Below are 22,251 nucleotides of genomic sequence, written 5' to 3'. Positions count from 1 at the left end.
CTCGAAAGCGCATGAGCGAAGCTCGAGTCTCGAGGCCTGAACGGCGGGACCAAGGGGGCCTCGACCCCCGCGACGCCGAAGGCGGCGCCATGAGTACAGCCTCGACCCCGCGCCGCCGGAGGCGGCGCAATCGGACACAGCATAGGCTGTTGCGCGGCTGTCGTAGTCGAATTAGCAGGAGGGTGGCGGATGTCGGCTGGTGGAAGTAAGAGGGCGATTCTTGCCGCGCTGTCGGCGAATGCCGGGATCGCGGTGGCCAAGTTCGTCGGTGCGGCGATCACCGGGTCGGCGTCGATGCTGGCGGAGGGTGTGCACTCGGTCGCCGATACCGCCAACCAGGGTTTGTTGTTGTTCGGCCAGAATCGGGCCGAGCAGCAGGCCGATGAACTGCATCCGTTCGGGTACGGGCGTAACCGTTATTTCTATTCGTTCGTGGTGGCGCTGGTGCTGTTCACGCTGGGTTCGGTGTATGCGCTGTACGAGGGTGTGCACAAGATCCAGCATCCCGAGGAGTTGAGTTCGCCGATCGTGGCCGTGGTGATCCTGGTGATCGCTATCGGGTTGGAGAGCTACAGTTTCCGCACCGCGGTGAAGGAGTCGGCGCCGCTGAAGGGGCGGGCGAGCTGGTGGCAGTTCATTCGTAATTCGCGGAGCCCGGAGTTGCCGGTGGTGCTGCTGGAGGACACCGGCGCGTTGATCGGTCTGATTTTCGCGCTCGGTGGTGTGGGGCTCACGATGGTGACCGGCGACCCGGTGTGGGACGGGGTGGGCACGCTGGCGATCGGTGGTCTGCTGGGCGTGGTCGCGATCGTGTTGATCATCGAGATGCAGAGTCTGCTGATCGGTGAGGGCGCGACTCCCGCGGAGGACCGGGCGATTCGCGAGAACCTGGTGGACGGGACCACGATCGACCGCCTGATCCATATCAAGACCCAGTATCTGGGCCCGGAGGAGCTGCTGGTGGCGGCGAAGGTCGCGGTGACGCCGGGGCTGGATATCTCCCAGATCGCGGCGGGTATCGATGCGGCGGAAAGCCGGGTGCGGGCGGCGGTCCCGGCCGCGCGGATCATCTATCTGGAACCGGACCTGTATCGCGAGACCGCGCGCGAGGCCTAGGGTGCCGGGTCCGGTGCGGTGTCCGCGGTGAGCAGCCGGTAGGGGTCGGCGCGGTTGCCGAAGACCGTGCGCAGTGCGTGCCGGGCGGCGTGTACACCGCTCATTCCGTGGACGCCGCCGCCGGGCGGGGTCGCCGAGGAGCACAGGTAGACGCCGGGCAGCCCGGTGCTGTACGGATTCCAGCGGGGTACCGGGCGGAAAACGGTCTGCGCGAGGGTCATCGCTCCCGCGTTGATATCGCCGCCGACATAGTTGGCGTTGTAGGCGGGCATTTCGGCGGCCGTCCGCACATGTTTCGCGAGGACGAGGTCGCGGAAGCCGGGGGCGAATCGTTCGATCTGGTCGGCGACGAGTTCGCTGACGTCCCGGTCGGAGCCGTGCGGTACGTGGGCGTAGGTGTAGAGAGTGTGCTGTCCGGCGGGGGCGCGGGTCGGGTCGACCACGCCGGGCTGGATGACCATGGTGAAGGGGCGGTCGGTGTGGATTCCGGCGGCTACCGCGTGTTCGGCGGCCATCGCTTCGGCCCGGCTGCCGACCAGGTGCAGGGTGCCGGCTTCGGCGCATCCGGGTGCCTGCCACGGCACCGGTCCCGACAGCGCGAAATCCACTTTGCAGGAGCCGCCACCGTAGCGGTATCGGTCGAGCCGGCGGCGATATCCGGCGGGTAGCCGGTCGCCGGCGATCCGGACCAGTTCGGCCGGCGCGATATCGCAGAGCACCGCGCGCGCGGTCGGAAATTCCGCCAAGGAGTCCACCCGGTGACCGGTGTGCAGCCGCCCGCCGCGCCGGCGCACATCGGCGGCCAGCGCGTCCATGATCGCCTGGCTGCCGCCGCGCGGCACCGGCCAGCCGCCCGCGTGGGCGAGGGTGGCCAGCAGCAGGCCGGCGCCCACTGCCGGGAGCTGCCGGGGTGGGATGATGACGTGTTCGGCGACCCCGGTGAACAACGCGGGCGCGACCCCGCCGCGGAACCGGGTGTTCCACAACGGGGAGCCCTGTTCGAGCATGCGCAGGCCGAACCGGATGGTGGCGGAACTGAAGGGGATGCGCCGCATATCCGACATCGCCGTGCGTACGACGTGCTGCCAGTCCCGGACCAGCGGTCCGAACAGCGAGCGCCAGGCCTTACCGTCGACCCCCAGGCCGTCGGCTGTCCGCTCCAGGTCCCGCCACGCGATCCCGGCGGTGCCGCCGTCCAGTGGATGGGCATAGGAGGCCACCGGGGTGAGCAGTTCGACCCCGTGCGCGGCGAGATCGAACACCTGGAAGAAGGGGGAGGCCACGGCCATGGGATGGGCGCCCGCGCATTCGTCGTGCCGGAACCCGGGCAGGGTCGTTTCCGCGGTCCGGCAACCGCCGCCCAGGGTGTCCGCGGCCTCGTACACCTCGACCTCGAGGCCCGCGGCGGCCATGGTCACCGCCGCCGCGAGGCCGTTGGGGCCGGAACCTACCACTACGACATCCGCCATCCCCCGATTCTGCCTTCTCGGACGGTTCAGGGTCGGACAGCCACCACGTCCACCTCGAACTGCATTGCCGGTAGCGCGAGGGCCGCGACGCCGATCAGCGTCTGGACCGGTGGCCGATCACCCCCGATCCCGGCGACTTTCGAGGGATCAGGCGATGGGCTGCCCGGCCCGGGCGCGGGGACCGGTGTGGACCGGCAGGGTCTCGTAGCCGTGCAGGGTGTACAGCTGCCGTCGCCGCGGCGTGCCGCCGAGCCGGAGGTCGGGGAACTGTTCGAAGAGAGCGCGCAACGCGTGGGCCGCCTCCATCCGGGCGAGGCCGGCGCCGAGACAGGCGTGGATACCGCTGCTGAAGCCGAGGTGTTCCTTGGCGTTGGGGCGGGTGATGTCGAAGCGGGCCGGGTCGGGGAACTTCGCCGGATCGCGGTTGGCGCCGGCCAGCGACAGCGCCAGGGTCGCGCCTTTGCGCAACCGGCGGCCCGCGATATCCACATCGGTGTGCGCCAGCCGCGCGGTGGTCTGCACCGGGGGATCGAAACGCAGGATCTCCTCGACCGCCCCGGGCCACAGCTCCGGCTCGGCCCGGAGGCGGGCGAGCTGCTCGGGATGTTCGAGCAGCAGTACGATCCCCTTGGAGATGAGGTTGACGGTGGTCTCGAAACCCGCACCCATCAGCAGGGTCGCCGAGGCGCAGAGTTCGTAGGTGGACAGTTCTCCCTGGCGGACCAGGCTGCTGAGGATATCGTCGCCGGGTTCGGCGCGCAGCCGGTCGATATGGTCGAGCAGATAGTCCTGTACCGCTTCCGAGGAGCGCATGGCGCGGTCGTGGGCGCGCCAGGAGATGCCGAAATCCAGCAGCGGGCTGATGGCATCACCCCAGCTCAGGAACATCTGCCGATCGTGGTCGGGAAAACCGAGCATTTCGGAGATGATGGCGATCGGCACCTGCGAGGCGAACTGGGCGACCAGGTCGGCGGGAGCGTCCTCGGGCAGGGCGGCGAGCAGTTCGCCGGTGACCGTGACGACCCGGTCCCGGAGGCGGCCGATGGCCCGCGGGGTGAAGGCCGCGGCGACCGGTTTGCGCATCCGGGTGTGTTCGGGCTGGTCGATCATCAGCATGGAGGGCGGATCGACGGGATTGGCCGGGATCGGGCGCCGCGCCAGGGTACGGCGGGCGAACCCGGGCAGGCGGACGAGCGCGGGCTGGCCCACTCCGAAGCGGTTGTCCCGCAGAACTTCCCGGACCACCGCATGATCCATGGTGATCCACAGGGGCCCGGCGCGATGCACTCCGCCCTCCCCGCGTAGTTCCTCGAGCAACGGGTACGGGTTCGTGATCCCCTCGGGGCCGCCGTTGAGGCGGGCGAACAGATCCCCCCGGCGCAGTTGCGCCTTCTTCGCGACGCGGATCAGCCCGTGCTGATTCACCCAGCGGAACACGTATTCCGGTTTCATTCCCACCCACTCCTGTCGTACCGACGGCTTCCCGGTGCCTCGCCCGGCGGGCCGGGCGGCGGCAGGTGGCGGCCGGCCGGTCCGGTCGCGTTCGACATCCACCGGCACCGGAGAACCACCGCTTCGTACGCTACGGACCGCGCGGCGGCCGGGGAACCTGCCGGAGTCGGAAACTCCGGCCCTACCGGGGTAGGAGAGGAGTCCTCACAGGATGCAGGTGACCCGTTCGCTCTCCACCCGCCGCTCCCGCAGCGCCGGATCGGGATTGGCCACCTGAACCAGGGAGGCGCCCGCGGTGAGCACCGCGAGGTAACCGTCGATCAATTCGGCGGGCGTATCCCAGGAGGCGCTGGAGAGCACCCGGTCGCCTTCGGCGAAACCCTGCCGGACAGCGGATTTCCGGGCCTCGGTGAGCACCTCCGCTACCGGTATACCGTCGAGGGCCGCACCGGTGCCACCGGGCAGGAACTGATCTCCGTGCACGCGGACCGCGGTCGCGTAGTCGGTGACCCCGATCGGCAGATCCCGGACCGGCCCACCCATCGGGTCCAGCGACAACGCCGCCACCTCGGGTGCGTCCTCGGTTTCGGCCAGCCGGTCCGCCGCGGCGAAAACGAGTTCCGCGTCGGGGTCGGCGTGCAGCACCACTTCGGTTCCCGCCCACCAGCAGCCGAGCAGGACCGCCGCGGTCTGCCAGTGCGCGGGCAGCAGTACCGCGACCCGGGCGCCCGGGGTGAGCCCGAACTCGTCGCGGATCAGATTGCCGGTTTTGGCGGCCCAGTTGGCGAGGGTGAGCCCGGACAGCTCGATCCGGGCGCCGGTCGCGTCGTCGTACCAGGTGACGCGGGGGGCGGCCGGTTCGCGGTCCAGAATCGGCTCGAGCACCGCTTCGGGAAGGGTTGTTGCCTGGTCTATGTCACGCATCGTCTGCTTTCGGCGCTCAATTCACACAGGTGGGTCCGTCTTCGGCCGCCGCGATCGGCGGCGCGGGCGGCACCGGAGTGGCCGAGGTCGACGTAGAGCCGAAATCGATCACGTCTCCGCTACCGGATCCGGGGCCAGCGTAGTCGCTCGTCAGCACCACGCTCACCGCTCCCGTCGCAATCGACGGATCCGAGACGACGGGCACCCCGCCCAACGCGGCCGCGACCGCCTTCGCGCCCGGATCCGACGCCGAGGGGGCGCGCACCTGGGTCTGCGACACCGGCCCACCGGAATAGTTACCCACCGACCCCTGGGTGTAACCGAGACCGAGGAGTTCCTGGGCGACCGCGTTCGCCAGGCCCGAGATCGTGCTGGAGTTGTACACCGATACCTCGACGTTGCCCGGGTTCACCGCGGGGGCGGTGGTCTCGGTCTCGGGCCGGCGGCTCGGTTCCTCGCCGACCAGTGCGGCGACATAGTCGTGCACCTCGTCGGGATCGACGCGGACCACCGATTCCCCGTTGCTGGTGGTGCCGTTGAGATCGGCGACCGGAACCGTCTCGAAGGTGACCTCCCCGGCGGCGAGGTCCTGGAGCTGGTTCAGGAAACCGATCACATCCCAGCCCTCGTCGAGTACCACGGTGCGCCCCACGGCGTCGCTGAGTTCGCGCAATCGGCTCGGATTGCTCAGCGTGTCGGCGCTCACGACCTGATGGACCAGCTGGGCCATGAACACCTGCTGCCGCACGATGCGGTCCAGGTCGCCGCGTTCCAGATTATGGCGTTGCCGCACGAAGCTCAGCGCCTGGGGCCCGTCGAGCTTCTGCCGGCCGCCCGGGAAATACGCTCCCGAGAGCGGTTCGTCGACCGCATGGCGCAGGCAGACGTCCACCCCGCCGACCGCGTCGGTGAGCAGGACGAAACCGAGCAGGGAGACCTCGGCGTAGTGGTCGACGGTGATCCCGGTGAGCCCGGCCACCGATTCGATCAGTGCCTGCCGTCCGCGCTGCGTCGACTGCTCCTCGGCGTCGTCCGCCGAGACCCCCGCGGCGAGCAGATCATCCTGCACGGCCTGTTTGGTGACCCCGTAGGCGGAATTGATCTTGCCCTTGCCCAGGCCGGGGATACCGACGTAGGCGTCGCGGGGTATCGAGATGGCCGTGGCCGAGCGGCCGTCGTTGGGCACACGCACCAGCACGATGGTGTCGGTATTGGTGCCTATCTCGTCACCGGCGTGCAGCATGGCCCGTTCGGCGTCGGTGAGCGGGTTGCCCTTGGCGTCGGTACGCGAATCCACCCCGACGAGCAGGATGTCGACCGCGCCGTCGGTATGCCCACCCAGGCCCAGATCGCTGATCCGCTCGATATTCGAGACCAGGGAATCCACCCCGCGCCAGGCGAACCCGGTCGCCACCAGCACCATCAGAGCAACCGATGCGACCAGCACCCGCACCGGGCTCCACAACGTCGGCTCCCCACGCTGCGCCACCTTGGACTTCCTCTCCCCTTACGGATCGGTCGAGGACCCCGACCCACTTCGCGTATGCCGTCGAAACACCTTCCGCACCACGCAGGCTAACCAACAGCAGCCTCGGTGACCCCGATTCGGCGACCGACGGCGTGCCAGACTGGGCCGGTGAACGCCGCACTACCGCCCGCAACCGAAGTAGCCGACCGCCTCCTCGTCACCGGGGCGGGCGGTCAGGTGGGTGGTGAACTACTCCGGCTGATACCCGCTCTCCGGGCCTTCACCCGGTCCCGGCTCGACATCACCGATCGGGCAGCGGTGGAATCAGTGGTCCGTCCTGGCGATATCGTCCTCAATTGTGCCGCGTTCACCGCGGTCGACCGGGCCGAATCGGAACCCGGAACCGCCTTCGCCGGTAACGAGACCGGCCCGGCGGTACTGGCCGCGGCCTGCGCGCGCGCCGGCGCCCGGCTGATCCACCTCTCCACCGACTACGTCTTTCCCGGCACCGCCGACAGCCCCTACGAACCGTCCGATCCCACCGGGCCCACCACGGTGTACGGCCGTTCGAAACTCGCCGGGGAACGCGCGGTGCGTGAACTGTGCCCGGAGTCCCATATCGTGCGGACGGCCTGGGTGTACGCCGGGACCGGCACCGATTTCGTGGCCACCATGCGCCGGCTGGAAAAGGAACGCGACACCGTATCCGTGGTGAACGATCAGATCGGCTCCCCCACCTTCGCCGCCGACCTCGCCGCCGGACTGCTCGAACTGGCCGCGACGCCCACGGCACCCGCTGTGCTGCACGCCACGAACTCCGGCCGGGCCAGCTGGTACGACCTGGCCCGCGCGGTATTCGCCGGAATCGGCGCCGACCCGGAGCGGGTCCGGCCGTGCACCACCGCGGAATTTCCCCGGCCCGCCGCCCGGCCCGCTTTCTCGGTGCTGTCCGGGACCGCTTGGCGCGAGGCCGGACTGACACCTTTGCGCCCGTGGGAATCCGCGCTGACCGAGGCACTGAACCGGGCCGCCCGTTAGGGTGGTGCGCTGTGAGCGCTTCCGATACCCCGCACGACCGGCCACGTCTGGCCGTGGTCACGGTCACCTATTCGCCGGGCGAACATCTCGAGCATTTCATCAGCACCCTGGCCACGGCCACCGCGGAGAAGCCGCAGGTCATCCTGGCCGATAACGGTTCCACCGACGGTGTCCCCGAACTCGTGGCCGACGCCAATGCCCATGTGCGCTTCCTACCGACCGGCGGCAATATCGGATACGGCGGCGCCATCAACCGGGCCGTCGCCGAACTCGACCCCGAACTCGAATACGTGTTGATCGCCAACCCGGATATCCGGTGGGGCAACGATTCCATCGACATCATGCTCGAAGCGGCCCAGCGCTGGCCCCGGGCCGGCGCCATCGGGCCCATGGTCCGCGAACCCGACGGCAGCGTCTACCCCTCGGCCCGCTCGGTACCCGGGATCATGGACGGCGCGGGCCACGCGATACTCGGCGCCGTCTGGAAGACCAACCCGTGGACCCGGCGCTACCGTCAGGAGAACGAGGAGATCTCCGAACGCACCGTCGGCTGGCTGTCCGGGTCGTGCCTGCTGGTGCGGCGCGCGGCGTTCGATTCGATCGAGGGCTTCGACTCGCGGTACTTCATGTACATGGAGGACGTCGACTTCGGTGACCGGATGGGCCGGGCCGGCTGGCACAACGTCTTCGTGCCCGACGCCGAGGTCACCCATGCCAAGGGGCACGCGGCCGGACGCCACCCCGAGACGATGCTGCCCGCCCACCACGCCAGCGCGTACCGCTTCCAGGCCGACCGGCATCCGCACTGGTGGCAGGCCCCGCTGCGCTGGGCACTGAAGGCCGGACTTGCGGTGCGCTGCCGGATTGCGGTTCGATCCGCTCTGCGTGCACGGGATCGGGAGCAGGCCGGATAGACCACCGACCGTTACCGTGCCGGGTCGATGATCGGATGGGAACAAGGGAGCTCCATGGCATCACAAGCAGGCGCTGACGCGGTGATTCTGGTCGGCGGAAAGGGGACACGGCTGCGGCCGCTGACCCTGTCGGCGCCGAAGCCGATGCTCCCGACGGCCGGGCTCCCGTTCCTGACCCACCTGCTGACCCGGATCGCGGGCGCGGGCATCACCCATGTGGTGCTCAGCACCTCCTACAAGGCCGAGGTCTTCGAGGAGTATTTCGGCGACGGCGCCGAATTCGGCCTCGAGCTCGAATACGTCACCGAGACCGAACCGCTGGGTACCGGCGGCGGGATCCGCAATGTGCTGTCCCGGCTCACCGCGGACAACGTCATGGTGTTCAACGGTGACGTCCTCGGCGGCACCGACCTGACGTCCATTCTGGCGACCCACGAGAAGACCCGGGCCGACGTCACCCTGCACCTGGTGCGGGTCAGCGATCCGCGCGCCTTCGGCTGCGTACCGACCGACGCCGACGGCCGGGTCACGGCCTTCCTGGAGAAGACCCAGGACCCGCCGACCGACCAGATCAACGCCGGCTGCTACGTCTTCCGGCGCGAATACATCGAGAAGATCCCGGCCGGGCGCCCGGTGTCGGTGGAGCGCGAAGTCTTCCCCGCGCTACTGACCGAGGGCGCCCGTGTCCAGGGTCACGTCGACACCTCGTACTGGCGGGATATGGGCACTCCGGAGGACTTCGTCCGGGGTTCCGCGGACCTGGTCCGCGGTATCGCCCCCTCCCCCGCGCTTCCCGGTCAGCGCGGTGAATCCCTCGTGCACGAAGGCGCCGGGATCGCTCCGGGCGCCCTGCTCATCGGCGGCACCGTGGTGGGCCGCGGCGCGGAAGTGGGCGCCGGGGCCCGCCTGGACGGCGCCATCCTGTTCGACGGCGCCAAGGTGGAGGCCGGGGCCACGGTGGAACGCTCCATCATCGGTTTCGGCGCCCGCATCGGCCCCCGCGCCCTGGTCCGCGACGGAGTGATCGGCGACGGCGCCAGCGTGGGCGCCCGCTGCGAACTGCTGCGCGGCGCCCGGGTGTGGCCGGGAGTGGAGATTCCCGACGGGGGGATCCGCTTCTCCACCGACGTGTGAGAGTTACGCGAAGCCGACCGCGCGTTCTCCCCAGGCGGTGAGCAGGTCGCCCTCGGGATCCGGTACCACCCGGTCGATCGAGTCGATCAGCAGCGTGTCCCGCGACTCCGGATGGTAGGGCGGCCAGTGTTTCGACCCGTCCAGCGCGGCCGGGACGCCGTGGGCGGCGAAGGCCAGCCAGCGGCGCATCATCCGGCCCGAGACCTCGGCGGCCTGTCTACGGCCGCCGAGCCAGAAGGTGGGGTCGTGGTCGAAGGTGCCGAAGTTGCCGAACACGTACGGCAGCTCGGTGGCGTGCCCGGCGCCGACCCGGGCCGCCCGCAGCATGGGCGTGGCGTGATCGAACCGGTACATCCAGGTCCGTGAGTGCTGGGCGTGGCCGTCGGCCACCCACAGGGCCGGCATCCGGAACGCCGCGTCGGTGGACATGGCCAGCGCACCCCGTGGTTTCGCCAGGTCGGGATACACCGCGGTGATCTCCGCGAGCCGTTCCGCCGTCAGCCCGGGATGCCCGGCCTGTACCTGCTCGAGCATCGTGTTCACCGCCTGCGGGGTCACCGGCATGATCGGCGACCGGAACAGCCGGAACAGCGACGCCTCGTCCTTGTTGGTGCCGATGATGAGCGGTACCCGATGTGACCGCCCGTCCCGGAAGCGGTCGGTGGGATAGCCGGGCAGCAGATCCTCGTCGACGACCGGGGCGGCGGCCAGGGTGCCGGGCGCCTGCAGCGGCACCTCGTCGATCAGGACCGCGGCGGCCCGCACGATCCGCTCGAGCGGGCATTCGAGCAGTTCGCCGATCCGGGCGCGGGGCAGGTCGACCAGTTCGCGGAAACGTTCGGCCACCCCGGCCGCGCGTTCCTTCCCGTACACCGTGGTGGCGGGCGGGCTCTGCGCGATGGCGCGCTGGAACAGGCCGGCGGCCCGCGGCGCGGTGAGCAGCGCGGTGACACAGCCGGCCCCGGAGGATTCCCCGAAGAGGGTCACATTCCCCGGGTCGCCGCCGAAGGCGCCGATATTGTCGCGCACCCATTGCAGGGCTGCCAGCTGGTCGAGGAGGCCCAGGTTGGGAACGAACTCGTCGGACAGCGACGACAGGTCCAGGAACCCGAACGCGCCCACCCGGTAGTTCACCGTCACCACCACCACGTCACCCATCTCGGCCAGGTGGCGACCGTCGTAGACGCCCTGGGCCGCGGAGCCGAGGCAGTAGGCGCCGCCGTGCAGCCACACCATCACCGGCCGCGGTTCCTCCGACGCGGTGGCCGGCGTCCAGACATTGAGCCACAGGCAGTCCTCGCCCATGGCCAGCGAGCGGTCCATGGGGACGGTGTTGGCCATATCCTGCGGCGCGATCTGCCCGGCGACCAAGCAGTCGCGGACCCCGTCCCAGCGTTCCGGAGCCCGCGGGGGCCGGAACCTGCGAGGTCCGGCAGGTGCGGCGGCGTAGGGAACACCCCGCCAGACCGAGACCGCGCCCTCCCGGCTACCGCGGACCGCGCCGAACTCGGTCCGCGCCACCGGGGCGCGCTCGTCGCCCACCGCAGGCGTCCCCTCGAAGCACTGGACGTTCATCACAGACCTCCTCTACCTGTGCATTCGAGGGTACGACCGAAGTGGTTACACTTCGGTTCCAGAAATGTCGCGTTGCCTCGCGAAAAAGGGGCGCCGGGCCGCCCTAGAATTCGGCCATGCCGAGTTACGAGTTCCGCTGCCGCAGCTGCGGCGACACTTTCGAGATCAACCGACCGATGGCGCAGGCGTCGGATCCGGCCCGTTGCCCGCACGGCCACGACGACACCGTGAAACTGCTGACCACCTTCGCGACCACCGGCCGCGCGGCCGCTCCGGCCGTCTCCGCGCCCGCCGCGCCTACCGGCGGTGGCTGCTGCGGCGGCGGTTGCTGCGCCTGATCCGCGTCCCGAGCCGGATCGCCGCCCGGCGGGTCCGCGGGGCGGCGTGACGTCTCTACTGCCGCGGCCCGGCGCACGGATCATCCCGAGACGCCGGGATCCGCGCTGCCGCGGTCGCGGTCGATATGGCCGAGATCGCGCTCCGGGGCAATCCGGTCGCGGACCCGCTGTTTGAGGACGGCGATATCCGGAAAACCCCCGTCGGCCCGGCGCTCCCACACCGGGGTGTCGTCGACCGTGATGCGGAAGACGCCGCCCTCCCCGGGAATCAACGCGACCTCGCCGATATCGGTGGTGAAAGTGGTCAGTAGTTCCTGGGCCATCCAGCTCGCCCGCAGCAGCCAGCGGCACTGGGTGCAGTATTCGATGGCGATACGCGACACGACAGGCACATTACCGGCGGACGGGACGGGTGGCCGGTCGGCCGGGCCGGTCACCATCGGTCGACCTCCCCGTCCACGTACTGCCAGCATCCGTCGACCCGCAGGAACCGGCTGGTCTCGTGCAATCGGCCCCGGCCACCCGGATCCCGATAGTGCGCGGTGAATTCGACGGTCCCGGATTCATCGAACGGACCGCCCCCGGCGGTGTGCAGGATCTCCACGAACAGCCAGCGCCGGGCGGGGTCGAGATCGAGTTGGGCGGGGCGCGTACCGGCGTGCCAGGTTCGCCGCAGGTAGCCGGTATCGCCCGCCGCGAACGCGGTGAACCGGGACCGCATCAGCGCTTCGGCGGTGGGCGCCGGGCGGCCGGCCAGCAGCGGTCCGCAGCATTCCCCGAAAATATCGCCGCGGCGGCACGGGCACGGCTTCGTATCGTCCACGTCCCGATTGTGCCCGGCGTGCGCCGGCCGCCTCGGACACGCCCGCTCATCCGGGTAAGGCGGCAAGTTCGGTGGCGATCCGGGCAGTATCGTCGCGCCAGCGGCGCAGCTCGGTGACACCGGGCGCGAGCTCGTAGTCGTGATGATGGGTGGCGTGCGACAGCGCGGTCCACAGGGCGGCGATCCGGGCGGCGGTGAGCGGGTCGGTCACCACCCGCAGCGCCAGGAGCTGGGCCCGCATCGGACAGCGTGCGAGGTCGGGTTCGGTCCGCGACCACAGATCGTCCACCGACTGTTCGAGCGCGATCCGCAGGATCCACGCGGTCGCGCGCGACCAGACGCCGCCGGCGGCGGGCACCGATCCCTCCAGCAGCCGATCCACCACCGCCAGCCTGTCCCCGATACCGGGCCGCGGCACGAGGTCCCCGGCGGCGCGGGCCCGCACCGGCCGGCTGTCGGTCCGTGGGCCGCGGCCGCCCCCTCCGCGCCGCCCCGAGCCCCGGTCCCGGCGTCCGCTCACCCCGCCAGCCACTCGGCGAAACGTTCGGTATCGGCGATCAGCTCGGCGAGATCGCGGTCGATCGGTACATGGGCGCCGGCGGTGGCATCGCGCACGACCTCGACCGCCCAGCGACCCTCCTTGGCCAGCTGTTTGTTCAGATCCTCGATCCGGTGCCCGGGACCCAGCACCGCGAGGGTGACCATTGCCCGGGTCGATTGGGCCCGGTCGATCCGCCGCTGCACCTCCCGGTGATCCATACCGTCGGCCAGCAGCACCCGCTTGGCCCGGGCCAGGCTCGCCGCCTCCAGCGCGGAACGGCAGCAGGTCGCGACGAGTTCGTCGGCGATGGTCCGGGGCAGCTGCGGAGTGCGCAGCAGAGCGCGCGCGTCGTCGAGGTAGCGGTGGACGGGGTCGCTGGACAACCGGACCTCCACCACCGAGCGTTCCCGGCGCTGTACCTCGACGATCCGGGCGTCGATCTGCATCCGGCGTACCGCCTCGGCGAGCCGGTCGTCGTGGGTGAACACCACCACCTGGCGTTCCCAGGCGACGGTGGCCAGCACCCGGGCCAGGCCGTCCACTTTGGCGGGATCCATCGCCTGGACCGGATCGTCGATCACCACGAACCGGAAGGGGCTCGCCGCGACGGTCGCGCGCGGCAGGAACAGGGCCAGGCCGAGCGCATGCAACTCACCCTGGCTCATCACCCCGAGCGCGGCGCCGTCCACATCGTCCACGGTCACCTCCAGCTGCACCCGGCGCGCGCTGTTCGCGTTGCCCTGCAGATGGATGCCGCCGAGTTCGACGCTGCTCTGCTGGCGCAAGGTCTGCCACACCCACCGGGCGGTCCCGGCCAGCGGGGCCAGCCGCTCGTCACGCACCCGTGCGGTGGCCGCCTTCAACCACTCCTCGGCCGCGCGGGCGGTCTGTCGTTCCGCGGCCTGCGCGGTGACCGTGCGGGTGAGTTCGAGCCAGGCACTCAGGCGCGGCGCGAACGGCGCCCAGGCCTCGTCGAGCCGGTCCAGCTCCTTACCGGCGCACTGCTGGGCGAAATCCAGCTCCGCGGACAGATGCTCGTGCTCGGCACGTAACCGGCCGGGCAGGTCGTGCGGCTGCCCCGATTCGGGTAGACCGACCCAGCGAACCCAGGCCCGGCCCAGGGCCACGGTATCGAGGCCCGCCGTATCCGCCGCGGCCAGAGCCGGCGGAAGTTCGCCCGTGAGCACCCGCAGTTCCGCCAGCGCCCGGGTGAGCTCGTCGCGGGCCCGGACGAGATCCGCCGTCCGCACCGACAATCCGTCGATCGCGGCCGCGGTATCGAGCAACCACTGCCGATCCAGCGTGCCGCCACCGCAGACGGGGCACGGCGCGGTGCTGTGGCCGCCGGGATCCGGGCCCCTCCTGGGCCCGGCCGCGGAGAACGCCGGATCGGCAGCGGCCGTCCCGGACCACCCGTGCGTGGTGACATGCGCATACGCGGCCCGCAATACGTCGAGGACACGCAGGTCCGCGGCCATTTCGGGTGAGGTCGCCGCGGCCATTTCGGAAGCCGCGGTGGAGATCCGGGCCGCCAGCGCCGCTATCCGCTCGGCCGACGGCAGTTCGAGTGCGAGTACCGCGCGCAACGCGGCCGGTTCCGGCCCGCCGGCGGTATCGCCCACCAAAGTCTCGAGCGCGGCGATATCGGGGGCCGGCTCGCGCAACAGCGCGATCGCGCGCCGCGCACGATGATCGGTGACCTCGGCGAGTTCGGTCAGCAGGATCTGCCTGTCCCGGCGCGCGGTCCGGGCCGCGCGTTCGAGGTCCAGGCGGCGGACCCGGATCCGCTCGTGCGCGACGATCAGTTCGTCCAGACCGAGCAACTGGTGCAACGCGTCGAACAGTTCACTGGGCTTCCCGTCCACCAGCGCGCCGAGTTCGCTGTAGGACAGGAACGGCCGGTACAACTCCATGGGCAGCGCCCAGTCACCGCCGGCGAAAACCTGCGCCGGCCCGTCCCCGCGCCGCTGGGTCCAGGTGCCGCCCGGCAGCGGTTCCTCGGCGTCCCATTCCCGGGCGACGGTCAGCGCGGGTTCCGGACCGTCGGTGCGCAGTTCCAGTTCCACCCGGACCGGGCCGGACCGGTGCAGGTTGCGCCAGCCCTCGCGCCACGCGGTCGAACGGCCGTCCCAGCGCCGGTTGCCGCCGGTCAACGCGAGTTCCGCGGCTTCGGCGAAACTCGATTTCCCGCTGCCGTTGCGGCCGGTCACCAGCGTCAGCCCCGGGCCGGTGGGCAGTTCGAGCGTGGTCTCCGGCCCGATACCGCGGAACCCCCGCACCCTGATGGCGTGCAGGAAGACGCCGTCGAGGCCCGAACTCGTTGCGCTCGCCGCCGATTCGGCGGAGCCGGGCGGTGGATCGAGGGCCGAGCGCACGAGCGCGGCCACCGCGGCGGGAATATCCGGATCCGCATCGATGCGGCGCGTTATCACGTCGGCGGGCCGGACGAATGTCGCCCCGGATTCCTCACGCACAGAGTTCACGGAAGTTCTCCACCCCCTCGAGGCCACACGCCTGTCGAGCCCCCGTGTGTGGTCGTACGGTCGAAAGCTGTGCGAAACGCTACCCGATAGCGGCCGTTCCGGACAGAGCCGGTTCTCGGCTCCGTCCCGGACGGTTGCGATACACCACGCCGGAACCGAGCGCGGGGAAGTACGCACGGCCGGCGGCTCGAACGTGCCCGCGGGGATGGGATCTGGTCATCGGCCGACCCGACCGGCTGCCGATGGCCACCCCTCGCCAACCCCGTCGGGCAGCTCGTCGGTGTGTCACCCTTCAGGGGTGGCTCGGTCTGGCCGAACAGGACAGAATGCCAGACTCGATCGGATCACGCAACATTTACGATATTGCCCGATGCATCGAATCCGGTTCGGCGCCAAGCTCTTCCATCGGTGACCATGCCGCGGAGAGATTCTGTCGGTGCGGTGCGATAGAAATCTCTCGACCGAGAGACAGGGCATCATGACCGACCGAAACGAGTCCGCCGGATGACACCACGGTGGAGCGAGAACCAGGTGACAGCGCTCGCGCCCGATACGAGTTCCCTCACCGCCGCCCGCAAACTGGCCGGAAAATGGTCCGGCACCGGCTGGTCCGGGACCACACTGTGGGGATTGTGCAAGGGCAGCGGGCAAACTCCGTACCAGACGATCGTCGATCTGGCCGGGCCCGCTTTCCGCTGCTCCTGCCCGAGCCGCAAATTCCCGTGCAAGCACGCCCTGTCACTACTGCTGATCTGGTCGGCGGGCGCGGTGGCGGAGTCCGCCGAAACAGCCGATTTCGCCGCCGAGTGGACCGGCCGGCGCGCCGCGAAGGCGGCCGCTCCGCCGAAGCGGCCGCGCGGCGGCGATCCGGCCACCGCGCAGCAGCGGCAGGAACGGGTGAAAGCCGGCTTGGCCGAACTCGATACCTGGCTCACCGATCAGATCCGCACCGGACTGGCCCAGACAGATCGCTCCCATGCGGCGTTCGAGGCGGTGGCAGCGCGGCTGGTGGACGCTCAGGCACCCGGCCCGGCCGCCGCGGTGCGCCGCCTGCCCGACGCGGTGGTGCGCCGGGCGAACTGGCCGGAGGTGCTGCTGGGCCGGTTCGCGTGGCTGCACCTGCTCATCACCGCCCATACGCGATCGGACACGCTGCCCGCGCCGCTGGCGGCCGCCGTCCGCGGCCATATCGGCTATCCGGTTCCGGCGGAAACGGTGCGGGCCGAACCCGCGGTGATCGATCGGTGGCTGACCGTCGGCATGCGCACCGAGGAAGCAGAGCGGCTGCACACCCGCCGGACCTGGCTGCACGGCGTGCGCACCGGCCGGTGGGCACTGCTGGTGGATCATTCCTTCGGCTCCCCCGCCTTTCCCGCGAACACCCCGCCCATCGGCCTCGCGGCCGAGTACGCGGTGCACTTCTATCCGGTCGCGGCGCCCCTGCGCGCGGTGGCCGGATCGCCCCGGGACGAGACGGCGCCCACCGCCGTGGCGCCCCCGGAGACCGCCGGATCGGGGACCGTCGCCGCGGCGCTGACGGATTTCGCGGCGGCGGCCGCCGCCGATCCGTGGCTCGAGTCCTGGCCCGTGCTGCTCCGCGGGGTCACACCTGTCCGGCAAGGCGAGGACTGGCTGATCGGTGAATCCGACGGTACCGCGCTCCCGCTGGTGGAGCCCGCACAACCGTGGTGGCTGCTCGCGCTGTCCGGCGGCCGGCCGGTGACCGTCTTCGGTCTCTGGACGGGCCGGCGGCTGGAGCTGATCTCTGTCTTGGCCGACGGAGATTTCCACGATGCCGGACCCGCCGCGGACGCCGCCGGCTCCGCCGTCGCCGCCACACCGGAGGCGGCGTCGCTCGCCCTGCTGGGTACCGCGCGCGGCGCGGGCACACCATCGGGAATCGGTGCGCAGGTCGCCGCGGCCGTCGCGGCGCTTCCGGAGCGGGATGCCGCGCAGCGCCTGCTCGCGACCACCGCGCTGGAGATGGCCTGGGCCCGCGGCGGCTACCTGCCCCCTCGGGTGGCGGTATCCGGTGAGCCGGCCGCCGACGACCCACGACCGGAACTCCCCCGCGCGGCCGCCGACCGGCTGGCCCTGCTGATCGAATCCCGGCCCGATTTCCTGCCCGAATGGTTCGCCGCCGCCGCGCCGCACGAGTACCGCGCCCCGCACCGGCTGGTGGGACCACTGCTCGAATTCGCGGCGGGCAACGGCCAATCGCGCGAGGCGGCGCTGCGGCTGGCCGGCGCCCGCGGCCGCTGGCTGGCCGAGTGGATTCCGCGTTGGCACGACCTGTCGCGGCGGGATACCGCCGAGCCCGAACCCACCGAGGAGACCTGGCACCTGGGCCGGCCGCCGGAACGACTCGCCTGGCTGACCGCGCTGCGGCACCGGGATCCGGCTGCCGCACGCACGGCCCTGACCGAGGCGTGGCCGCGCGAATCGGGCGCGCCGAAGGCCGAACTGCTCGGGGTGCTCGCCGATGGACTGAGCGCCGCGGACGAGGAACTGCTCGAGCGCGCGCTGGGCGATCGCCGCGGTGATGTGCGCCGTACCGCCGCCGAGTTGCTGGCCCGGCTACCCGCCTCGGCGTTCGCCGAGCGGATGGCCGCGCGCGCCGCCGACTGGATCAAATGCGGTGAGGCCGGTGCGGGCCAGGGATCCGAGCTGTTCGTCGGTATTCCGGAGACACTGGACGAATCGGCGATCCGCGACGGTTTCACCGACGGCACCACGGAATTCGGTTACCGCTGGAACGGGCAGCCCGATCTCGCGGCGACCCGGCTGCGGAAACTGGTGGCCGCGCTACCGCTGAGCTACTGGACCGGTCCCCTGGGTTCCCCGGTACGCGCGGTCGTGACGCAGGTGGACGACCGTTTCCGGCAGCCGCTGTTCGACGGCTGGATGGATGCCGCGCTCGCCCAGCGCGATACCCGCTGGGGAGAGGCGCTGTTCACCGCCGGGATGCCGTCGAATCTGGCGATCCTGCGCCGGCGTGAACTGTTCGCGCTGCTCCCGCCCGGCGACCAGCTGCGTCATCTGCTGCGGCTCGGTACCTCCTGGCTGTCCGAACTGGAATCCCTGTTGCCCGCGGTGGCTCATCCCTGGCCACCGGAACTGGCCCGGCATCTCCTGCATCTGTTCGAAGAGCGGGCCCGGACCGCCGCGGCCCGGCGGGGCGCGCCGGGCACCTACCCCAGCGCACACCGTTCGCTGTTACACACCGCCACCCTCCATCTACCACCCGAATGCGCGGGCGAGGTCACCGCGCTGGCGGGCCGCTGCGAAGCCGACGACTGGGCCGCGGCCCTCGGACTGCTCGCCCACGACCTCCACCAACGATCCGCAATGCTCGAGGAGCTCACATGACCACCGCCGCCACCGAACCCGCCCCGGCGCTGCTGCGCCCGCACGCCGAACAGACCTTCGCCGACGAACTGCGCGCCCTGATCGCCGTGGACGATCGGCCGCGCCCGCCGTCGTGGACCATGTCACCGTGGGCGGTGGTCACCTATCTGCTGGGCGGCGCCCTGTCCGACGGCACCGTGATCAGCCCCAAATACGTGGGACCGCGCCGGCTGATGGAGGTCGCCGTCGCGACCCTGGCCACCGATCGCGCCCTGCTGCTGCTCGGCGTCCCCGGCACCGCGAAGACCTGGGTCTCCGAACATCTCGCGGCCGCCATCAGCGGGTCGTCGACCCTGTTGGTCCAGGGCACCTCGGGGACCGCCGAGGAAGCCATCCGGTACGGCTGGAACTACGCCCGGCTGCTCGCCGAGGGTCCCAGCGATGCCGCGCTGGTGCCCTCGCCGATCCTGAACGCGATGCGCACCGGCGCCATCGCCCGGCTCGAGGAACTCACCCGGATCCCGTCGGATGTCCAGGACGCGCTGATCACCATCCTGTCGGAGAAGACCCTGCCGGTTCCCGAGCTCGGGATGGAAGTGCAGGCCGCCAAAGGTTTCAACATCATCGCGACCGCCAACGACCGCGACCGCGGCGTGAACGAACTGTCCTCCGCACTGCGCCGCCGGTTCAACACCGTCGTCCTCCCGCTGCCGGGCAGCGAAGCCGACGAGATCGATATCGTGACCCGCCGGGTCGAGCAGCTGGGGTCGGCGCTGGAACTGCCCGAGGTCCCGGCCGCCGCCGAGGAGGTGCGCCGGGTGGTGCGTATCTTCCGGGAGCTGCGCGCGGGCCTCACCGCCGACGGCCGGACCAAGCTGAAGTCTCCGTCCGGCACGCTCTCCACGGCCGAGGCGATCTCGGTGATCACCAACGGTATGGCGCTGTCGGCGCATTTCGGTGACGGCGTGCTGCGGGCCGCCGATATCGCCGGCGCGGTCATCGGTTCGGTCGTCAAGGATCCGGTGGCCGATTCGGTGGTGTGGACCGAATACCTCGAGGCCGTGGTGCGCGAACGCCGCGAATGGGCCGATTTCTACCGCGCCTGCCGGGAGATCAACGAATGAGCCCCGCGCAGGCGGGCGAGCCCGGCGAGACCCGGGTTTTCGGGATACGGCATCACGGCCCCGGTTCGGCGCGGTCGTTGCGCCTGGCGCTGGCAGAGTTCCGGCCCGACACCATCCTGATCGAGGGCCCGGCGGACGCCGACCCCTTGGTTGTCCATACCGCCGCCGCGTCGATGGCACCGCCGGTCGCCCTGCTCGGTTATGTCTCCGACGAACCGGCCCGGGCCGCGTTCTGGCCGTACGCGGTGTTCTCCCCGGAATGGCAGGCGCTGCGCTACGCGGTCGACAACGAGGTACCCGTCCGATTCTGCGATCTCCCCGCCGCCCAGGTCCTGGCCGTCGACGACCGCGCCGGTGGCCGCGACGCGCTGGCCGAACTGGCGGCCGCGGGCGGCTACGACGACGCCGAACGCTGGTGGGACGCGGTGGTCGAATCGTCCTCGGATATCGGGACGTTCGAGGCCATCACCGAGGCCATGGCCGCGCTCCGCGAGACCGCGATCATCGAACCGGAGACCGGGACAGGCGACGGCCCGACCGGTGTACCCGAATCCGGTCTCGGCGCCGTCGATTCGGGGAACCCACCGGCCGGCGAGTTCCGGGCCGCTTCCGTCGCTGAGGTCGGCGATGGGGGCCTCGGCGCCCCGGCGGCCTCCGAGCTTTCCAGCGAGTTCCCGGCCCCCGATGAGGTCGGCGATCCGGAACCACCGCAGCCCGAGCCGCTGATCCTCGACCGGCACACCCTGATCCGCGAAGCCCATATGCGGCAGGTATTGCGCAAGGCGCGCAAGGACGGCGCCCGCCGGATCGCCGTGGTCTGCGGCGCCTGGCACGCCCCCGCGCTCCAGGAACCGCTCGGACCCGCCGCCGCGGATCTCCGCCTGTTGAAAGGCTTGCCCAAGGTCAAAGCAACCCTGACCTGGGCGCCGTGGACGCATTCGCGGCTCGCCGCCGCGTCCGGGTACGGCGCGGGAGTCACCTCACCCGGGTGGTACCACCATCTGTTCACCGAGACCGAGCGCCCGATCGCGCCCTGGCTCACCAAGGTCGCGGGCGTATTGCGCGGCCACGACCTGCCGGTTTCGAGTGCTCACATCATCGAGGCCGTGCGGCTCGCGGAAACGCTGGCGGCCCTGCGGGCGCGGCCGCTGGCCGGGCTCTCCGAGGTCACCGAGGCGACCCGCGCGGTGCTGTGCGAGGGCGACGATACGGCGCTGCGCCTGGTCGGGACGGAACTGGTGGTGGGCGAAGCACTCGGCGCGGTACCGCCCGAGGCGCCGACCGTACCGCTGGAAGCCGATCTGCGCGCCACGGCCCGCATCCTGCGCCTGAAACAGGAAGCGCTGGTCCGCACACTGGATCTGGACCTGCGTAAAGAACGCGATATCGGCAGATCGAGGTTGCTGCACCGGCTCCGGTTGCTCGGCGTGCACTGGGGTACGCCCGGCGCCGGTACCGTGCAGTCGAAAGGCACATTCCGGGAGACCTGGGAACTGCGCTGGGAACCGGAGTTCGCGGTCCGGGTGATCGAGGCATCCCGGTGGGGTACCACGGTGCAGGCGGCGGCCGAGGCGAAGATCCTCGATACGGCCGCGCGGTCCGGGAGCGGGGTCACCGAACTCACCGAGGCGCTGGAATTCGCGTTGCTCGCCGAACTGCCGGGCGCGCTCGACGGGCTGATCACCCGGCTCGGTTCCGCGACCGCGGTGGACCACGATATGACCCATCTGCTGGCGGCACTGCCCGGTCTGCTGCGCACGCTGCGGTATGGGGACGTCCGCGGCACCGACACCTCGGCGCTGACCCATGTCGCCGACAGCATGCTGGTCCGTATCTGCGCCGGCCTGCCCGCCGCGGTCACCGGACTCGGCGACGACACCGCCGCGGCGTTGCGCGATCAGCTCGATACCGCCACCACCGCGATCCACACCCGGGACCACGCCGAATCCACCGAACAGTGGCTGTCGGTCCTGGCCCGGCTGGCCGACCGGCCCGATGTGCACGGCCTGCTGGTCGGCCGGGCGGTGCGCCTGCTCTGCGACGCCGACCGGATCGATACCGAGGAGGCGGCCCGGCGGCTGGCGGCGGCGCTGTCGGTCGGCCACACCGCCCCCGCGAAGGCCGCCTGGGTCGACGGTTTCGTCGGCGGCCGCGGCCTGGTGCTGGTGCACGATCGCGCCCTGCTACGGCTCATCGACGGCTGGCTCGCCGGTCTGTCCGAGGAGCAGTTCGTCGAGGTCGTACCGCTGCTGCGCCGGACCTTCGGCGCCTTCGAATCCGGGGAGCGCCGTGCCATCGGCGAAGCCGTACGCGACGGCCGCCCGGCCGCGACCGCTCCCGGGGCCGCCGAAACCGATCCGGCCCGCGGCCTGCTCGCCCTGCGCACCGTCGCCGACATCCTGGGAGTCCCCGCATGACCACCACCGCACCGCACGGTGTCACCGACGAGGCCCGGCTGCGCCGCTGGCGCCTCGTCCTCGGCGAGGCCGCCGAGCCGGCGCTCG

At 71.0% G+C, this 22,251-nt stretch carries 17 protein-coding genes; 8 read left to right on the top strand and 9 right to left on the bottom strand.

From position 1 onward, the window contains the following. Positions 1 to 189 precede the first annotated feature (189 nt). Positions 190 to 1,116, top strand: a complete 927-nt coding sequence (locus tag ACLML9_RS18385; RefSeq protein ID WP_411946682.1) for a cation diffusion facilitator family transporter — start codon at positions 190 to 192, stop codon at positions 1,114 to 1,116. On the opposite strand, the gene ACLML9_RS18380 is transcribed toward ACLML9_RS18385, so the two are convergent. The 4 genes from ACLML9_RS18380 to ACLML9_RS18365 form a co-directional block, all read right to left on the bottom strand. After that, positions 1,113 to 2,585 (bottom strand): phytoene desaturase family protein, encoded by a 1,473-nt coding sequence (locus tag ACLML9_RS18380; RefSeq protein ID WP_411946681.1) that lies wholly within the window; start codon positions 2,583 to 2,585, stop codon positions 1,113 to 1,115. The genes ACLML9_RS18385 and ACLML9_RS18380 overlap by 4 nt on opposite strands. Positions 2,586 to 2,732: 147 nt before the next feature. Next, positions 2,733 to 4,037: a cytochrome P450 gene (locus tag ACLML9_RS18375; protein ID WP_411946684.1), complete on the bottom strand. Its 1,305-nt coding sequence runs from the start codon at positions 4,035 to 4,037 to the stop codon at positions 2,733 to 2,735. Between the two features lie 204 nt (positions 4,038 to 4,241). Then, a complete protein-coding gene (locus tag ACLML9_RS18370; RefSeq protein WP_411946680.1) occupies positions 4,242 to 4,961 on the bottom strand; it encodes a TIGR03089 family protein in 720 nt (239 codons plus the stop codon). A 16-nt stretch (positions 4,962 to 4,977) separates the two neighbouring features. Continuing rightward, positions 4,978 to 6,384 (bottom strand): LCP family protein, encoded by a 1,407-nt coding sequence (locus tag ACLML9_RS18365; RefSeq protein ID WP_411946683.1) that lies wholly within the window; start codon positions 6,382 to 6,384, stop codon positions 4,978 to 4,980. A 213-nt stretch (positions 6,385 to 6,597) separates the two neighbouring features. On the opposite strand from ACLML9_RS18365, the gene rfbD reads away from it, so the two are divergent. From rfbD to ACLML9_RS18350, 3 genes are read left to right on the top strand one after another with little or no spacing between them, the layout of a single operon-like run. Continuing rightward, on the top strand, positions 6,598 to 7,467 hold the full coding sequence (rfbD, locus tag ACLML9_RS18360; RefSeq protein ID WP_411946679.1) for a dTDP-4-dehydrorhamnose reductase: 870 nt from the start codon (positions 6,598 to 6,600) through the stop codon (positions 7,465 to 7,467). A gap of 11 nt (positions 7,468 to 7,478) precedes the next feature. Beyond that, a complete protein-coding gene (locus tag ACLML9_RS18355; RefSeq protein WP_356958685.1) occupies positions 7,479 to 8,381 on the top strand; it encodes a glycosyltransferase family 2 protein in 903 nt (300 codons plus the stop codon). Between the two features lie 54 nt (positions 8,382 to 8,435). Further along, positions 8,436 to 9,515, top strand: coding sequence for a sugar phosphate nucleotidyltransferase (locus tag ACLML9_RS18350; RefSeq protein WP_411946678.1), 1,080 nt, complete (start codon positions 8,436 to 8,438; stop codon positions 9,513 to 9,515). A 3-nt stretch (positions 9,516 to 9,518) separates the two neighbouring features. Here the strand turns inward: ACLML9_RS18350 and ACLML9_RS18345 are convergent, their stop codons facing one another. Further along, positions 9,519 to 11,090: a carboxylesterase/lipase family protein gene (locus tag ACLML9_RS18345; RefSeq protein WP_411946677.1), complete on the bottom strand. Its 1,572-nt coding sequence runs from the start codon at positions 11,088 to 11,090 to the stop codon at positions 9,519 to 9,521. A 116-nt stretch (positions 11,091 to 11,206) separates the two neighbouring features. Here ACLML9_RS18345 and ACLML9_RS18340 point away from each other — a divergent pair, with 116 nt between their 5' ends. Continuing rightward, positions 11,207 to 11,428 (top strand): FmdB family zinc ribbon protein, encoded by a 222-nt coding sequence (locus ACLML9_RS18340; protein ID WP_063131220.1) that lies wholly within the window; start codon positions 11,207 to 11,209, stop codon positions 11,426 to 11,428. 80 nt (positions 11,429 to 11,508) lie between these two features. On the opposite strand, the gene ACLML9_RS18335 is transcribed toward ACLML9_RS18340, so the two are convergent. The 4 genes from ACLML9_RS18335 to ACLML9_RS18320 all read right to left on the bottom strand — a co-directional run bounded on the left by ACLML9_RS18335 (position 11,509) and on the right by ACLML9_RS18320 (position 15,275). Continuing rightward, on the bottom strand, positions 11,509 to 11,811 hold the full coding sequence (locus tag ACLML9_RS18335; protein ID WP_411946676.1) for a SelT/SelW/SelH family protein: 303 nt from the start codon (positions 11,809 to 11,811) through the stop codon (positions 11,509 to 11,511). Between the two features lie 50 nt (positions 11,812 to 11,861). Beyond that, positions 11,862 to 12,251 carry a YchJ family protein gene (locus ACLML9_RS18330; protein WP_411946675.1) on the bottom strand — a complete coding sequence of 130 codons (390 nt, stop codon included), beginning with the start codon at positions 12,249 to 12,251 and terminating at the stop codon, positions 11,862 to 11,864. 46 nt (positions 12,252 to 12,297) lie between these two features. Continuing rightward, positions 12,298 to 12,696 (bottom strand): hypothetical protein, encoded by a 399-nt coding sequence (locus tag ACLML9_RS18325; protein ID WP_411946674.1) that lies wholly within the window; start codon positions 12,694 to 12,696, stop codon positions 12,298 to 12,300. Positions 12,697 to 12,767: 71 nt separating this feature from the next. Then, positions 12,768 to 15,275 carry an AAA family ATPase gene (locus ACLML9_RS18320; RefSeq protein ID WP_411946673.1) on the bottom strand — a complete coding sequence of 836 codons (2,508 nt, stop codon included), beginning with the start codon at positions 15,273 to 15,275 and terminating at the stop codon, positions 12,768 to 12,770. 504 nt (positions 15,276 to 15,779) lie between these two features. Between ACLML9_RS18320 and ACLML9_RS18315 the strand changes: the two genes are divergently transcribed. Genes ACLML9_RS18315 through ACLML9_RS18305 form a run of 3 tightly spaced genes read left to right on the top strand, consistent with a single transcriptional unit; the run spans position 15,780 to position 22,164 of the window. After that, positions 15,780 to 18,644 (top strand): DUF5691 domain-containing protein, encoded by a 2,865-nt coding sequence (locus ACLML9_RS18315; RefSeq protein ID WP_411946672.1) that lies wholly within the window; start codon positions 15,780 to 15,782, stop codon positions 18,642 to 18,644. Further along, positions 18,641 to 19,747: an ATP-binding protein gene (locus ACLML9_RS18310; RefSeq protein WP_411946671.1), complete on the top strand. Its 1,107-nt coding sequence runs from the start codon at positions 18,641 to 18,643 to the stop codon at positions 19,745 to 19,747. Before ACLML9_RS18315 ends, ACLML9_RS18310 begins: the two co-directional genes overlap by 4 nt. Continuing rightward, a complete protein-coding gene (locus ACLML9_RS18305; RefSeq protein WP_411946670.1) occupies positions 19,744 to 22,164 on the top strand; it encodes a DUF5682 family protein in 2,421 nt (806 codons plus the stop codon). Before ACLML9_RS18310 ends, ACLML9_RS18305 begins: the two co-directional genes overlap by 4 nt. Positions 22,165 to 22,251: the final 87 nt, after the last annotated feature.

This window comes from Nocardia sp. NPDC002869 (assembly GCF_046764065.1).
GTDB lineage: Bacteria > Actinomycetota > Actinomycetes > Mycobacteriales > Mycobacteriaceae > Nocardia > Nocardia rhamnosiphila.
The sequence above is the reverse complement of the archived record's forward strand: the minus strand, read 5'-3'. Positions and strand labels throughout refer to the sequence as shown.